We start from the raw sequence: 15,860 nt of genomic DNA on the forward strand, positions 1-15,860 counted from the left end.
AAATGCCTTCTTATCTGTTTCTTTTTGCCGGGTTTTTTATTTTCGCCTATTTCATTGTAGTTGTTGCACTTGGCGTCGCATGGCGGAAGATAAAGGTTCAGGACAATTTAAAATATGATGCCTCAAATCCCGTATTTGTTTCTGTGATTGTGGCCTTAAGAAATGAAGAAAATAACCTTCATTCATTTATAAAAGCCTTGCAAAAGCAAAGTAAATTCTATCCGCATTTCGAGGCTATACTGGTCGATGATCATTCCACCGATAATTCCTATGCTGTTTTATCGGAGTTCGAAAAAAAATATCCCTGGATGAGGCTTTTCCAAAACCCCCCGACTTTACAGGGAAAAAAAAATGCCCTGCAGGTTGCCACAAAACAAGCCAAGGGCAATTTACTGGCTTTTACCGATGCTGATTGCCTGCCGAGACCCTTGTGGTTGAAAACTCTGGCCGCGCATTATACCCAACACAATCATCCCGACCTGATAATAGGACTGGTTGACTCCACTGCCCTGAGCTTCATACAAAAAATATTTCGAATGGAGTCTGTGGCCCTAGTAGTTTCTGCTGCAGGGGCAGCCAATGCCGGTTTTGCAGTATTGTGCAATGGTGCCAACCTTGCTGTAAAAGTCTCTGCTTTAGGCCATTATCAGCCCGACATAGGCATTCCCTCAGGTGACGATGTATTTCTGCTGCATGCTGTAAAGAAAATGGGTGGTAAAATTACGGTGTTAAAATCGCCCGAACACATGGTTTACACTCAGGGCGCCTCTCAAATTAGTGACTTCCTGAACCAGAGAAGTCGATGGGTTTCGAAATCAGACAAGATGAAAGATTCACATACCATTATTTTGGCACTGATAGTGTATTTTGCAAACCTAAGTCTGTTGTTAAACATGATTGTATCAGCGATATCTGGTCAGTATCTTCCGGCAATAGTACTTTTTGCTTTAAAAATGCTGGCCGACTTATTTTTGTTTCTTATGGCAAGTGATCTCTTTCGGCAGACACGTATACTGGCTTTCCTCCCCCTTGTTTCGGTAATTTATCCCTTGTATGTCGCGCTGCTTCTGCCACTATCAATAAAAAGGCCCTTCCAATGGAAGGGCCGCAATTATAGGGTTTACTAGTTTATTTTACAATCGAAACCTGGGTGGTGTGAATTTCTCCTCCCAAACTAATTCTTACCAAATAAAATCCTTCCGGTACGGTAGCAATTTCGCTTTCGAGGACTACATGATTTTCACCTGCCTGAAGCATACGGGCAGGCAATGCAACCAGGGTTCTACCGGAAAGATCAGTGAGTGAAATGCTTGCTAAGCTGGCAGACGAGGCGATTACTTTAAGAGTTAACCTATCGGTTACCGGATTGGGATAGACATATACCATATTCTCACCGCTAAGCTTTTCTGCATTTGCAGTGGTGTTTTTAACTGCATTCACATTGTAAGCTGCCTGAGTGCTTTTCGAAGACGAATTTGCAAGAAAAACTTCGGTTTCAATGAGCACAAGCAAAGGATAGCGGTGATGGGCATTGTACCAGCGATAGGTGGTCATGTTTACTTTTTGTGTGCCACTTTCGAATTCGATCTGATAGGTTTTTTCTTCCTTCACCCGCAGGGTATTTTCGAAAATAGTATTGCCCGGCAATTTTATTGTACCCCAGGCGTCAGCCCTCACGGAAGCATTGCCAGTGATGTTACCCAGTTTGTTGCCATTGGACATGTAAATACCCGAAAAATCGCTGGTGTAATTATCGCGATAGGCAAACGGAAAACGTATTTTTTCGAAAGGTTCATCGAAGACTACCTGTGTGCGTCCATCGGCAGATACATATCCATAGTGGTTTATGCCTTGTTCACTCACGTTATAAAAAAAGCGCACGCCAAACTCTTCCAGCTCCGTATTAGCAGATTCAAAACCAGTGACTCCTGCATCGGCCAAAGCACCTGTAAAGGATCTTAAAGCTTTTAGTTGGGAAAAATCCCATTGAATTTGGGCACCATCTGCCCCAGCTGGCAGGTAAGAACAAAAAGTCATAGGGTTATTCACTCCGCTTTTAAGGGCATGGCTTTCGAATGTGAGCAAAGGCTGACCCATAAGAAAAGTCGGTAAAAGCAGCAGAAAAAACAGTTGAATTGCTTTCATAGTTTTGCTTATTAATTAGGTTAATTTCCAAGTTCAGATAAAAATTTAATACGCATGAGTCGAATATCGTTGCCTGTATATTCGTCTTCGCCTAACTCTTGCAGTGCCTCGTCCAAAGAGTCAGACTCAGCCTCGTTCAGGAAATAATCATGAATTTCTTCTTGGTGTTCCTCGTCCAGCACCATGTCAACGTAATAGGCTATATCGAGCCTGGTGCCTGAGTTGACAATGGCTTCCACCTCGTCCAGCAGGTTTTCCATACTAAGGCCTTTAGCTCTGGCAATGTCGTCGAAGGGCAATTTACGATCTATACTTTGAATAATAAACACTTTGATGCCTGACTTATTTACAACTGATTTAAGCACCATGTCTTGTGGGCGTTCAATTTCTCTTTCTTCGACGTATTTTTTAATCAATTTAATAAATTCATCTCCAAATTTCTTGGCCTTACCGGTACCCACTCCGGAAATGTTCTGAAGCTCGTCTATGGTAACAGGATATTGAGTAGCCATATCTTGTAAGGAGGGATCCTGGAAAATCACAAAAGGAGGAATGTTCTTAGCTTTTGATACTTTCCTGCGAAGGTCTTTTAAAAGCTGGAAAAGCTCTTCATCGGCAGCGCCACCCCTGGCCTGTCCGGAAGGTAATATATCATCATCTTCATCCTCGCTGTATTCGTGGTCTTCGGTAAGCAAGAATGGCTGTGGATTTTTTATATACTCATGGCCTCTTTCGGTTAAAAGCAGCAAGCCGTAATTCTCAATGTCTTTTCGCAAGAATCTGGCAATAAGTGCCTGACGAACAACTGCCTGCCAAAAACGACTGTCTTTCTCGGCTCCGCAACCAAAACCTTCGAGCTCGTGATGACGGTATGATTTGATGGCATTGCTTTTTGTTCCGGTTAGAAATTCGACCACATGATCGGTTTTAAATTTTTCTTTTATTTCGAATACCGATTCGAGTAACATCAGCATAAACTCTTTGCCTTCGAATTCCTTCTTGGGATTCAGGCAATTATCGCAGTTGTTGCATTTGCCTGTCATCTCCTCGCCAAAATAAGCAAGCAACTGCCTCGGTCTGCAAACCGACGACTCGGCATAAGCCACCGTTTCTAGCAGCAATTGCCGACCTATTTCCTGCTCGGCAATGGGTTTACCCTGGGTAAACTTTTCAAGTTTCTGAATGTCTTTGTAACTGTAATAAGCAATGCATTTCCCCTCCCCACCATCGCGTCCTGCACGTCCGGTTTCCTGGTAATAGCCTTCGAGACTTTTAGGAATATCGTAATGCATCACAAACCGCACGTCTGGTTTGTCGATACCCATTCCAAAAGCAATAGTAGCACAGATAACTTCTGCTTCTTCCATTAAAAACTTATCCTGATTATCGGCTCGGGTCGTGGCATCCATACCCGCATGATAGGGCAGCGCCCTAATTCCGTTCACATTAAGTAATTCCGAGAGTTCTTCAACCTTCTTGCGGCTCAGACAGTAAATAATTCCTGACTTTCCAGGGTTAGATTTAATGTATTTGATGATTTCCTTCGCTACATTCTTTTTAGGTCTTATCTCGTAATAAAGGTTATGCCTGCGAAAAGACGATTTAAAGACACTGGCGTCAAGCATTTCCAAGTTTTTCTGTATATCGTGCTGTACTTTTGGTGTCGCTGTGGCTGTAAGTGCAATAATGGGTGCCACACCAATTTTATTGATGATTGGCCTGATGCGACGGTATTCGGGTCTAAAGTCGTGACCCCACTCGGAAATACAGTGTGCCTCATCGACCGCATAAAACGATACTTTTATCTGCTGAAGGAACTGGATATTCTCTTCCTTGGTAAGTGATTCAGGAGCTACATAGAGCAGTTTGGTGCGTCCATCGATTACATCGGTCTTAACCTGGTTTATTTGGGTTTTGGTGAGTGAGGAATTGATAAAATGAGCAATACCCTCGTCTTCGCTGAAACTGCGCATAGCATCGACCTGGTTCTTCATCAGGGCAATAAGCGGAGATATTACAATGGCAGTACCTTCGAGCAAAAGAGAAGGTAGCTGATAGCATAACGATTTTCCACCTCCTGTGGGCATGAGCACAAAAGTATCGTTACCAGCCATAATATTTCGAATGACCAACTCCTGGTTGCCCTTAAAACTTGTAAACCCAAAATAATTCCTTAAAATGTCGGTTAATTGAGTATCTGGTTTTATTGCCATTGACAATATTCTTTTTTTACTTGCATCAATTAATAAAACGAATCGATTGGGCAGATTCTGTGAATTTAGAATAATCGCAACTTCGATACGATGAGATTATACAATGTGTTTGTTATCCGAAGCCAAAAAACCTAAATAATCCATTGTATCCTGTGTGTGTTAAATTCGATTCGGTTATATTTGAACCTGATTAGTTTCATTAAAAATAATAAAGTTTTTTTAAAGTTCTTCCATAAATGCCTGCTAAATTAGACCTCACGAGGGTTTGAATTGAGCAGATAATGCCAATTATAGGCATTATATGGCCGAAACAGTGGTTTGAACCCTGGTTGCTAAAAATTGTTAAAGAACTCTTTTAAATTTTTAAGATAAGAAAACCTCAATAGAGAAACCTACAATCGTTATGAAAAAAAGTGCTGGAAGCGAAATGAGTTTTCTCGATCACCTCGAAGAGTTGCGATGGCATCTTATCAAGATTGTAATTGCAATTACTGCGTTTAGCGTCATCGCCTTTATTTTTAAAAGTATCGTTTTTGATGTAGTAATTCTGGGGCCTTCGAAACCTGATTTCATAACCACCACCTGGTTATGTCAGTTTGGTGCAGTGATAAATGCTCAAATGGTAGATTGGAACCTGGCTGAGCTAAATCCATCCATTCTTTGCCTCAATGCCAAGCCCTTTCGTTTACAGAGTATCACCATGGCCGGACAGTTTCTGGCTCACATGAAAATTGCCTTTATCAGCGGAGTTGTGCTTGCCTTTCCTTTTGTGATTTACGAGTTCTGGAAATTCATTAGTCCGGCACTCTATCAGAAAGAACGAAAGCATGCCAGGGGTGCCGTATTTTTTATTTCCATTCTTTTTCTCTTGGGGGTGCTTTTTGGCTACTTCGTTATTTGTCCTCTATCTGTTAATTTCCTTATTAATTACCAGGTCAGCGAAATTGCCGAAAACAACATCAAACTAATGTCTTATGTAGGCACAGTAACTTCCATTTCCTTCGCAGCCGGAGTCATGTTTGAGTTACCAGCGGTAATTTATTTCCTTAGCAAAGTAGGATTGGTTACGCCCGCTTTTTTAATTAAATACCGTAAACATGCCATTGTTATTCTACTTATTGTGGCTGCAATTATCACCCCACCCGATATTTTCAGCCAGATTTTAGTATGCCTGCCATTAATTGTGCTTTATGAAATAAGTATAATCCTTTCGAGACGTATTGAAAATAAACGAAAAAAAGCATCGGATATATAAGCTGATTTTTAAACTTAAGCAATTATTTTACTTTGTCCTTGTCGTTAGCGAAATACAATACCCGAATTAAAACCGCACATGTTTAAAACCCTTCAAATACATCTACTTTATCTCTTTCTTGTTTGTATTCCATTTGATTTGTTGGCTCAAACTGTTATCTCCGGAACTGTATACGATGCCCAAACACGCGAGACAATTCCATTTGCCAATGTGGTATTTAAACAGAGTACCACCGGAACCATTACTGACATTGCAGGTAAATATTCACTTAGTACTTCCCGGCCTACCGACACACTCATTGCTACATGTCTTGGATACGATCTGGCCAAAACGGGCATTCAAAAAAATAGTAACCAGAAAATAGATTTTTACCTTCAGCCAACCTCCATGCAAATCGAAGAGGTTGTGGTAACCCCCGGAGAAAACCCGGCATTCCGGATTCTCGATAATATCAAAGAGCGCAAACACCTGAATAATCCCGACAGGTTCCCTTCCTATTCCTATAAAAGTTACAACAAGCTGCGTCTGGACATGAATAATATCGATCAGGCTTTTAAAGATCAGAGGCTGATGAGGGATTTTCAGTTTGTATTCGACTATGTAGACTCCTCCGAAATGTTTGGAAAAAACTACCTCCCAATATTGATTTCGGAGAGTGTGTCGCAATTTTATTTTCAGAAAAACCCCTCGGTTGAAAAAGAAGTAATAGAAGCCTTTAAGGTCTCCGGTATCGAAAATTCTACCATATCTCAATTCTCTGGCAAAATGTACCAACGTTTTAATGTGTACGAAAACTTTATTACCCTGTTTGAACCTGGCTTTGTAAGCCCTATTGCCGACTTTGGACGCATGTACTACAAATATTACCTCGAAGACAGTGCCAATATCGATGGCACCTGGTGCCACAAAATAGTATTCAAACCAAAGCGTAAAAAAGAGCGCACTTTCTATGGCTATTTCTGGGTTGCAGATACCAGCTGGGCAATTAAAAAGATACAACTCAGGGTTTCGTCGGATGTAAACATCAATTTCATGAACGACCTTGTGGCCATCAATGAGTACGACAAAATCAATGATTCGATCTGGTTCCTATCATATGAAGAATTGCTTATCGATTTTAACATCAACGACAAATCGTACGGCTTTTTTGGACGTAAGCAGGCCTCTTATACCAATATCGAGCTCAATACCACCATTCCGCCTGACGTATTAAAACTAAATACCAATATCTACGTCGACGAAGAAACTGTATTTAAAGCCGATACATTCTGGCACGAGAACAGGGGCATTGAACTCTCAGCTGAAGAAAGCAATATTTACCAAATGGTCGATAGTGTGAAACAAGTGCCAATGTATAAAACAATTTATGGCATAGTAGATTTATTGTTCGACTATTACTACGAAATAGGTAAATTTGAACTCGGCCCCTATTATACTTTTTATAGCTATAACCCTATCGAAGGTCACCGGGTTAAGTTTGGTGCTCGCACCAATAAACATTTCAATAAAACATACCGGTATGGAGGATATACCGCCTATGGTTTTGGCGACCAGGAGTTTAAATATGGGTTGAAAGTAGAGCGTCTGTTCGATAAAAATCCCCGACGCATCCTTTCGTTCGAATATTATCACGACATCAAACAATTGGGCAAGAGCAGTAATTCATTCCTCGACGATAACATCCTCGAAACCATTCTCAGACGCCGCCCCAACTACAAGCTCACAATGCTCGACTACTACGAAGGCATTTACGACCATGAATGGTTTCAGGGTTTTTCGAACGCCTTTGGAATCCGCTATGCAGAGGTTTTTGCGACGCCATATGTTCCTTTTAACGCCTATAACGAAGTGGGAGGAACCACGGCATTGAACAGCGTGAAAACAACCGAATTTACATTGAAAACCCATTTTGCCTACCAGGAAAAGTTTATGCTGGGCCATTTCGAGCGTACAAGCCTGGGTTCAAAATACCCTTCTATTGATTTGGATTTAACATATGCCCCAAAAGGATTAATTGGAAGCGATTACGAATACCTGAAAGTAAAACTTCAGTTTAAGGACAAAGTAGAGATAAACCCTATTGGATATAACCGCTACCAGATAACCCTTGGACAAATTTTTGGACAGGTAGCTTACCCCTTGTTGGAGCTGCACGATGGTAATGAAACCTATGCCTACGATATGTATGCGCATAACATGATGAACTATTATGAATTTGCTTCGGACAGATACCTGGGCATTTGGTCTGAACATCATTTTCAGGGATTTTTCCTGAACCGCATACCCCTAATCAGGAGACTTGAATTGCGCGAAGTGATGTCGGCAAAAGTTCTTTTTGGCAGCCTGAGCGAGAAAAACATGCAAGTGATGGAATTCCCGGAAAACCTATTCTGGTTGAACGACCCAAGCTTGAACAGAGAAAATGACATTCGTATTCTGGGAGTAAAGCCATATGTGGAAGCAGGCTTGGGAGTAGAAAACATCCTTAAGCTTTTCCGGGTGGAAGCAACGTGGCGATTGGCCTATCGAAGTAACCCCGATATCCAGAACTTTGGCCTTCGTGTGATGATGCAGATTACGTTTTAGTGGGATGTTACATTGCCGACAATTGAGAATAGCCATTGCCATAAAAAAGTGTTTGGTATCGAAAACATTAAAAAGAGTTTCTTACTTTTAGGGCCAAATCTAATGTAGAATAAACCTGGATGTTATCGGGGAAAAATCCGAAATAAGCAAAAGCTCAGAGTAGTAGCTTAAAAAAAATAATTGCGAATGAAATTAAGTACCAAAGACCTGATAAAACGATACCGCTCACGCACAGTGGTGAAGGAAGTTTCGGTAGAAGTGAACCAGGGCGAAATAGTTGGATTATTGGGCCCCAATGGTGCCGGTAAAACAACCACCTTTTATATGATTGTTGGCTTGGTAGCCCCCAATGCCGGCACTATTCTTCTCGACGATGTTGACATTACCAAAGAACCTGTCTACAAAAGAGCCCAGAAGGGTATTGGATATTTGGCACAGGAGGCTTCCGTGTTCAGGAAACTATCGGTAGAAGATAACATTAAGGCCGTACTCGAAATGTCGAATATGCCAAAAAATGAACAACGCGAAAAGGTCGAATCCTTAATCGAAGAGTTTGGCCTGCGCAAAATTCGTAAAAGTCTGGGAATACAATTGTCAGGTGGAGAAAGACGACGTACTGAAATTGCACGTGCCCTGGCACTCAGCCCCAATTTTATATTGCTCGATGAGCCCTTTGCAGGTGTCGACCCTATTGCCGTAGAAGACATTCAACAAATTGTTTCCAAACTCAAAGAAAAAAATATTGGCATACTGATTACCGACCACAACGTGCACGAAACCTTATCGATTACCGACAGGGCTTACTTGCTCTTCGAGGGTGAAGTACTAAAGGCCGGCACCGCCAGAGAGCTTGCTGCCGACGAACGTGTGCGTAGTGTATACCTTGGACAGAATTTCGAATTGCGTTAATTTTTACCTGTTAAGGTTTATTCGAATATAAGTTCATACGCACTGATGCTGTTGGCAAAAAAGGTTGGAATATAGAGCCGGCCACTTACAGTATCGTAATCAAAATCGGCAGCGTTAACTTTTTCTTCACTGGTGCTCAACAGCAACTTCTTGTCTTGATCTGGATTGATAAGATGTACATTACCAGCCCAATCCGATATTATAAAGCTATTTTCCGTTACCTCAGACAAACCATCCACACCGCCTGTTTCCATTATGTAGTCTGAATAACTTCCATCCTTTGGCTGAATGCTGATTACCTTGTTCCCAACCCCCGAAAGAATTTTGTCCTGATAAAGACAAAGGCCATTGGGGAATTGAAAACTTGTATCGCACAAAAACTTTTCTGCTATTCCATTTTTCACCTTATAATAACATTTACCGCGTGAGTCTGATACGATAATACCATCGGGGCTTGTCACAATATCGTTTAAAAAAACCGAACCCTCGATGGGTAAAAAATTACTTACCTTGCCGCTCGCCGTATCGATAAAAGCCAGGCGGTCGATATCCGTTACTACCAGCATGTTTTCATAAAAAGCCATACCCTTGGGGGCATGAAGACCCGTTGCCCATTCCAGGGAAAGGATTTCGCCAGAAGTTGAAAGCACACTTAGAAAGCCATTATTGTCTTTCTCCATCGGGTTCTGACCTCCAATATTCGACACAAACAAACGGTTTTGACCGGCTGAAAATAAAACACTCTCTGGGGTATTAAATCCTTTGGTTTCCCATAATTTATTTATTGTTTGTGCCTGCAATGGAGTAAATATCACAAACAAAATGAGTGCGACGAGCGTTTTTAGATGGTTTTGTTTTGTTTTCATTGCCTAAAGTGTTGGTTAACATGTTCAATTGCAAGCGGAAAAGATACGAAAAAAAATATTTTAACTAGCTGTTTACTGTATAGAAAAAATATTTATCTTTGCAGCTCGTTTTGCGGATGTGGCGTAATTGGTAGCCGCGCTAGACTTAGGATCTAGTGTCGTAAGGCGTGTGGGTTCGAGTCCCTCCATCCGCACAAAACTGGATAACCGCTAATACTCGCACATGAACACGATGTATTGGCGGTTTTAACAATTTATAACCATCCATTTAAAGTTTTTTTACAATGAACATTACCAGGCAGAATGTGGACGAACTGAATGCAGTACTCACGCTTGAATTGACCAAAGAAGATTACCATGAGCGTGTTGAAAAGGTTTTAAACGATTACCGGAAGAAAGCCACTATTCCAGGTTTCCGTCCGGGCAAAGTACCCTTTGGCATGATACGAAAAATGTATGGCAAACCTGTATTGGCCGAAGAAATCAACAAACTGATCTCGGAGTCGTTAAGCAACTACCTTGTAAGCGAAAAACTCGACATTTTAGGCGAACCCCTTCCACACGAAGGCGATAATAAAACCCTCGACTTCGATAAGGATACCAGCTTTGAATTTAAATTCGACCTGGGCCTTGCCCCCCAATTCGATCTTAGTCTCAGCAATAAAGACAAGCTTACATTCCATAAAATAAAAGTCGATAAAGAGCTTATTCAAAAATATGTCGATAACTACACCCAGCGCATGGGTCAGTTTGTGAATGTGGATAAGATTGAAGACAAGGACATGCTCACCGTAAAAATCAATCAGCTCAACGATAGTGGAGAAATTCTGGAAGCTGGTATTTACGTGGACGAAGCCCGCTTGTCTACCGACCTGATACAGGATCAGGATATCAAGAAGACCATTCTGAAAGCATCAAAGGGCGACACCCTTGTTCTGGATTTAAAGAAGGCTTACACCAACGAGTTTGACCTCGCAGCTCTCCTGAAAATAAAAAGAGAAGAACTGGCAGCAATCACCAGCCTATTCAAAATAAACATTCAGGAAATACAGCGTTTTGCAAAAGCCGAGGTGAATCAGGAACTGTTCGATAAAGTCTATGGCGAAGGCACCATCAGCAGCGAAGCCGAATTTCATCAGAAAATAAGCGAAGAAGCCGCTTTAAACCTTGAACGCGATAGCGAATACAGATTAAAACTCGACGCCAAAGAGTTACTGGTAAAGAAGTTTAAAAAAGACCTTCCGCAGGCATTCCTCAAACGCTGGCTCATTGCCGTGAACGAAGGAAAATTCAGCCAGGAAGAAATCGATAAAGACTTCGATAAATTCACCGAAGATTTGAAATGGCAACTGATTAAAAACCGCATTGCCAAAGAAAATAACATTGAACTGAATGCTGAAGATTTGAAAGAGGCTGCAAAACAACAGGCACGTATGCAATTTGCCTATTATGGCATGAACAATGTACCCGATGAGCACCTCGAGCAGTTCTCGCGCCGCACTCTCGAAAATAAAGATGAAATGCGCAAATTGCATGAAAATACCCTTGAAGAAAAAATAGTCGCCTTTGTGAAGCAAACGGTAAAAATCGAAGAAAAAGAAATCAGCCTCGAAAAGTTTAACAAACTATTCGAATAAATTATCTGATTGAAATGAAAAATTCTAAAAATGAGCAGCCAGTCTGCTCATTTTTTTTCACTCAAAAAAATAATGTACCTTTGTTGTAAACAGAATTAACATGGATTATATAAAAGATTTTCGAAATTATGCCGTAAAACATCGTGGCATAACCAGTATACACCTGGACAAAATCACTTCTACCTATAACAGTTACATTTCGCCCACCATCATCGAAGAGCGCCAGCTGAATATTGCCACTATGGATGTATTCTCTCGACTTATGATGGACCGCATTATCTTTTTAGGCCTTCCTATTGATGATTATGTAGCGAATGTAATTCAGGCTCAACTGCTCTACCTCGACTCGGCTGACCCGGGAAAGGACATTCAGATTTACTTTAACTCCCCGGGAGGCTCAGTGCATGCCGGACTTGGCATTTACGACACCATGCAGTTTATCAGCTCCGATGTGGCCACCATTTGCACCGGTATGGCTGCCTCTATGGCTGCTGTTTTGCTTTGTGCAGGCACAAAGGGGAAACGTTCTGCCTTAAAACATTCCAGGGTGATGATTCACCAACCTATGGGTGGCGCACAAGGTCAAGCCTCAGACATAGAAATTACTACCCGTGAGATTGTAAAATTGAAAAAAGAGCTTTATACCATCATTTCCGATCATTCTGGTAAACCCTATGAAGAAGTGGAAAAAGACTCCGACCGCGATTACTGGATGACTTCGCAGGAAGCCCACGCCTACGGAATGGTAGATGAAGTGCTGCTTAAAACAAAAAAATAAAACCTGCTGCCATGGATAGATGTTCGTTCTGCGGAAGAGAAAAGCGCGATACTAACTTGCTTATTGCCGGAATATCGGGCCATATTTGCGACAATTGCATCGAGCAGGCTTATGATATTGTGCAGGAGGAGCTCAAGAAAAAAAACGACTTCGACATCAACACCATTAAGCAGATTAAGCCCGCAGAGATTAAAAAATTTCTCGACCTGTATGTGATTGGCCAGGATGAAGCCAAAAAATTTCTGTCGGTAGCTGTTTACAACCACTACAAAAGATTAATGCATTTCTCTCGTAAGGATAACGAAGTGGAAATCGATAAATCGAATATTATTTTGGTTGGCGAAACTGGTACCGGAAAAACCCTTTTAGCGCGCACCGTAGCCAAACTTTTACATGTGCCATTTACCATTGTCGATGCCACGGTGCTTACCGAAGCCGGATATGTCGGCGAGGATATCGAAAGCATTCTTACCCGTTTACTCCAGGTAGCCGATTACAACGTCGAAGCCGCCGAAAAAGGCATTGTATTTATCGACGAAATAGATAAAATTGCCCGTAAATCGGACAACCCCTCCATTACCCGCGATGTGTCGGGCGAAGGAGTGCAGCAGGGATTACTAAAACTGCTCGAAGGTTCGGTGGTTAATGTGCCCCCGCAAGGTGGCCGCAAACACCCCGACCAGAAAATGATACCCGTTGATACACGTAACATTTTATTTATTTGCGGAGGTGCATTTGATGGCATCGAAAGAAAGATCAGCCAACGACTGAACACCCAGGTTGTAGGTTTCAACGCTGCTAAAGGTGCCGACCGCATCGATCGCAGTAACCTGCTGCAATATATTGCCCCGCAGGATTTAAAAGCCTTTGGATTGATACCGGAAATAATCGGCCGCCTTCCTGTACTTACCTACCTCAATCCACTCGACAGAGATGCATTGCGTCAGATATTGACCGACCCAAAAAATGCCATTATCAAGCAATACACTAAATTGTTTGAAATGGACAATATCCAACTAAGTTTTCAGAACGATGCGCTCGAATTTATTGTCGACAAAGCCATTGAGTTTAAATTAGGTGCCCGCGGATTGCGCTCCATTTGCGAAGCAATTATGATGGATGCCATGTTTAACCTGCCCTCGACAGACAGCAAGGAGATAAAGATTACAAAAAAATACGCTCAGGAAAAACTCGACAAACAAGATATTAAGCGTCTAAAAGCAGCTTAAGTTTGTTTTTTTGAAAAATTATAATTTATATTTGCATAAACAACAGAAAAACAATGACAACTAACTTTTGCGCAAATTGGTGGTGGCTGGGACTTACAGAAACAATGTGAGAAAGACACCTTTTGTGTAAAAACAAAATATAGAACGGCCTGTCGAACTCACGACAGGCCGTTTTTAATTTAAACCCAACAGACAATAACATCGAAAAATATAAGCATGAAAAAAGTTAAAATTACCTGCATAAGCCGCCAGATGCTCGCCGATGTAATTACCCCGGTAAGCATTTATTTAAGGGCAAGGGAAGAATACCCCAATTCCATACTTCTAGAAAGCTCCGACTACCACGGAAACGAAAACAGCTATTCATTTATCTGTTTGCAACCAATTGCCACATTTCAGGTACAAGATGGACATTATTTTATTGATTTGCCCAACCAAAATAAGGAGGAAGGAAAAATCAGCCAGCCTTCGGATTTTCGTGACAGATTCAATGATTTTATTGCCATTTTCGAAACTCATCAAGCTGAGAAATTACCTGTAAATGGCATTTTTGGGTATTGCGAATACGATGCCGTAGAATATTTTGAAACCTTAAAACTAAAGCATGCCCATACAAGTCCTTACAGCATTCCGCAAGTAAGATACAGCATGTATAAATACATCATCGCCATTAACCATTTCAACAATGAACTGCATTTAATTGAAAATCTGGTAGAAGGCGAAAACAGCAGCATCTCGCGAATCGAATCACTCATCAACAGTCAAAACTTTAAAACCTACAGCTTTGCCGCCATAGAGAACGAAGTTTCGAACCTTACCGACCAGGGTTACATGGATTTGGTTGAAATGGGGAAAAAACATTGCTACCGCGGTGATGTGTTTCAGATTGTACTTTCACGCCAGTATTCGCAAAAATACGAAGGCGATGCTTTTAATGTATACAGGGCCTTGCGCTCGGTAAACCCTTCGCCCTACTTGTTTTATTTCGATTATACCGATTATCAGATTTTTGGGTCATCGCCAGAGGCACAAATAAAAGTTGCCAATAAAAGAGCAGTGATTAACCCCATAGCTGGCACCTTTAAACGCACCGGCGATGATGCAAAAGATAAACTATTGGCCGAAGAACTGGCAAAGGATAAAAAAGAAAATGCCGAACATGTTATGTTGGTTGACCTGGCCAGAAACGACCTGAGCCGTTTTACTACTGATGTAAGGGTCGACAGCTACCGCGAAATTCAGTATTACTCGCATGTACTCCACATGGTATCCACGGTATCCGGACAGTTGCGTAAAGCCGACGATGTGGTGGATATTATGATGTCAACTTTTCCGGCAGGTACACTTTCGGGTGCCCCAAAATACAAAGCCATGCAGCTGATTGACCAATACGAAAACCAAAACCGTGGATATTATGGTGGGGCAATCGGTTACCTTGGTTTCGATGGCAATTTGAATCATGCCATCATGATACGCACCTTTCTAAGCAAGGCAAAAACCCTCTACTATCAAGCCGGAGCAGGAATTGTGTCGGTATCAGTCAAAGAGAATGAACTTCAGGAAGTAAACAACAAACTGGGCGCATTAAAAAAAGCCATTGCCCTTGCCCAAAAAATATAATCCATTTTACCATGAAAATATTAGTCATAGACAATTACGACTCCTTCACCTATAACCTGGTACATTACCTCGAAAACCTTACCCACCAGCATGTAGATGTATTCCGCAACGACCAGATATCGTTAGACGCAGTAGACAATTACGATAAAATTCTTCTTTCTCCGGGACCTGGTGTGCCGGAAGAAGCAGGAATCTGTCTCGACCTAATCAGACGCTTTGCCCCTACCAAGAGTATTTTGGGGGTGTGCCTTGGGCATCAAGCCATTGGCGAAGCCTTTGGAGGTACACTTATTAACCTCGACACAGTTTATCATGGAGTGTCTACAGAGATTGGTGTAGTAGCTCCGGAAGACAGGCTGTACAACAAGATACCAGGGACCTTTGAAGTGGGCCGTTACCACTCCTGGGTAGTGGACCGGGAAAGCTTACCAGAGTGTTTGAAAATTACAAGCCTCGACAACAGGGGGCTAATCATGGGCCTTAGCCACAAAGAGTATGATGTGAAAGGGGTTCAATATCATCCTGAGTCAGTACTCACCCAACATGGTATGCAACTGCTCGAAAACTGGCTTGCTTACCCAACTAACTAAAGTACTGCATTGTTTATTCACTATCAACGAAA

General features: G+C 41.8%; 12 protein-coding genes and 1 tRNA gene. 10 read left to right on the top strand and 3 right to left on the bottom strand.

Annotated elements, in window-relative coordinates; genetic code table 11:
- Positions 1 to 2 precede the first annotated feature (2 nt).
- Positions 3 to 1,127: a glycosyltransferase gene (locus tag IPM71_05905; protein QQS52268.1), complete on the top strand. Its 1,125-nt coding sequence runs from the start codon at positions 3 to 5 to the stop codon at positions 1,125 to 1,127.
- Between the two features lies 1 nt (position 1,128).
- Here IPM71_05905 and IPM71_05910 read toward each other — a convergent pair whose 3' ends face one another.
- Together IPM71_05910 and recQ are read right to left on the bottom strand one after the other, a co-directional pair.
- Positions 1,129 to 2,145: a T9SS type A sorting domain-containing protein gene (locus IPM71_05910; protein QQS52269.1), complete on the bottom strand. Its 1,017-nt coding sequence runs from the start codon at positions 2,143 to 2,145 to the stop codon at positions 1,129 to 1,131.
- A 20-nt stretch (positions 2,146 to 2,165) separates the two neighbouring features.
- Entirely contained in the window at positions 2,166 to 4,358 is a 2,193-nt protein-coding gene (recQ, locus tag IPM71_05915) for a DNA helicase RecQ (GenBank protein QQS52270.1), read from the bottom strand.
- 403 nt (positions 4,359 to 4,761) lie between these two features.
- Between recQ and tatC the strand changes: the two genes are divergently transcribed.
- The 3 genes from tatC to lptB all read left to right on the top strand — a co-directional run bounded on the left by tatC (position 4,762) and on the right by lptB (position 9,108).
- Positions 4,762 to 5,613: a twin-arginine translocase subunit TatC gene (gene tatC / locus IPM71_05920; protein ID QQS52271.1), complete on the top strand. Its 852-nt coding sequence runs from the start codon at positions 4,762 to 4,764 to the stop codon at positions 5,611 to 5,613.
- A gap of 78 nt (positions 5,614 to 5,691) precedes the next feature.
- Positions 5,692 to 8,199: a carboxypeptidase-like regulatory domain-containing protein gene (locus tag IPM71_05925; GenBank protein ID QQS52272.1), complete on the top strand. Its 2,508-nt coding sequence runs from the start codon at positions 5,692 to 5,694 to the stop codon at positions 8,197 to 8,199.
- 186 nt (positions 8,200 to 8,385) lie between these two features.
- The gene (gene lptB, locus IPM71_05930) at positions 8,386 to 9,108 is read left to right on the top strand and encodes an LPS export ABC transporter ATP-binding protein (GenBank protein ID QQS52273.1); all 723 of its coding nucleotides are present in this window, start codon (positions 8,386 to 8,388) and stop codon (positions 9,106 to 9,108) included.
- Positions 9,109 to 9,125: 17 nt separating this feature from the next.
- Here lptB and IPM71_05935 read toward each other — a convergent pair whose 3' ends face one another.
- The gene (locus IPM71_05935) at positions 9,126 to 9,974 is read right to left on the bottom strand and encodes a gluconolaconase (protein ID QQS52274.1); all 849 of its coding nucleotides are present in this window, start codon (positions 9,972 to 9,974) and stop codon (positions 9,126 to 9,128) included.
- A gap of 112 nt (positions 9,975 to 10,086) precedes the next feature.
- Here IPM71_05935 and IPM71_05940 point away from each other — a divergent pair.
- The 6 genes from IPM71_05940 to IPM71_05965 all read left to right on the top strand — a co-directional run bounded on the left by IPM71_05940 (position 10,087) and on the right by IPM71_05965 (position 15,828).
- Positions 10,087 to 10,168: transfer RNA gene (locus IPM71_05940), tRNA-Leu, on the top strand.
- A 90-nt stretch (positions 10,169 to 10,258) separates the two neighbouring features.
- Positions 10,259 to 11,611, top strand: a complete 1,353-nt coding sequence (tig, locus tag IPM71_05945; GenBank protein QQS52275.1) for a trigger factor — start codon at positions 10,259 to 10,261, stop codon at positions 11,609 to 11,611.
- Between the two features lie 109 nt (positions 11,612 to 11,720).
- Positions 11,721 to 12,389: an ATP-dependent Clp endopeptidase proteolytic subunit ClpP gene (clpP, locus tag IPM71_05950; protein QQS52788.1), complete on the top strand. Its 669-nt coding sequence runs from the start codon at positions 11,721 to 11,723 to the stop codon at positions 12,387 to 12,389.
- A gap of 11 nt (positions 12,390 to 12,400) precedes the next feature.
- Positions 12,401 to 13,618, top strand: a complete 1,218-nt coding sequence (gene clpX / locus IPM71_05955) for an ATP-dependent Clp protease ATP-binding subunit ClpX (GenBank protein QQS52276.1) — start codon at positions 12,401 to 12,403, stop codon at positions 13,616 to 13,618.
- Positions 13,619 to 13,834: 216 nt separating this feature from the next.
- Positions 13,835 to 15,238 (top strand): chorismate-binding protein, encoded by a 1,404-nt coding sequence (locus IPM71_05960; protein QQS52277.1) that lies wholly within the window; start codon positions 13,835 to 13,837, stop codon positions 15,236 to 15,238.
- A gap of 11 nt (positions 15,239 to 15,249) precedes the next feature.
- Complete coding sequence (locus IPM71_05965; protein QQS52278.1) at positions 15,250 to 15,828, top strand: aminodeoxychorismate/anthranilate synthase component II; 579 nt, start codon at positions 15,250 to 15,252, stop codon at positions 15,826 to 15,828.
- Positions 15,829 to 15,860 lie beyond the last annotated feature (32 nt).

The sequence above is a fragment of the Bacteroidota bacterium genome (assembly GCA_016699695.1).
Lineage (GTDB): Bacteria > Bacteroidota > Bacteroidia > Bacteroidales > UBA10428 > UBA10428.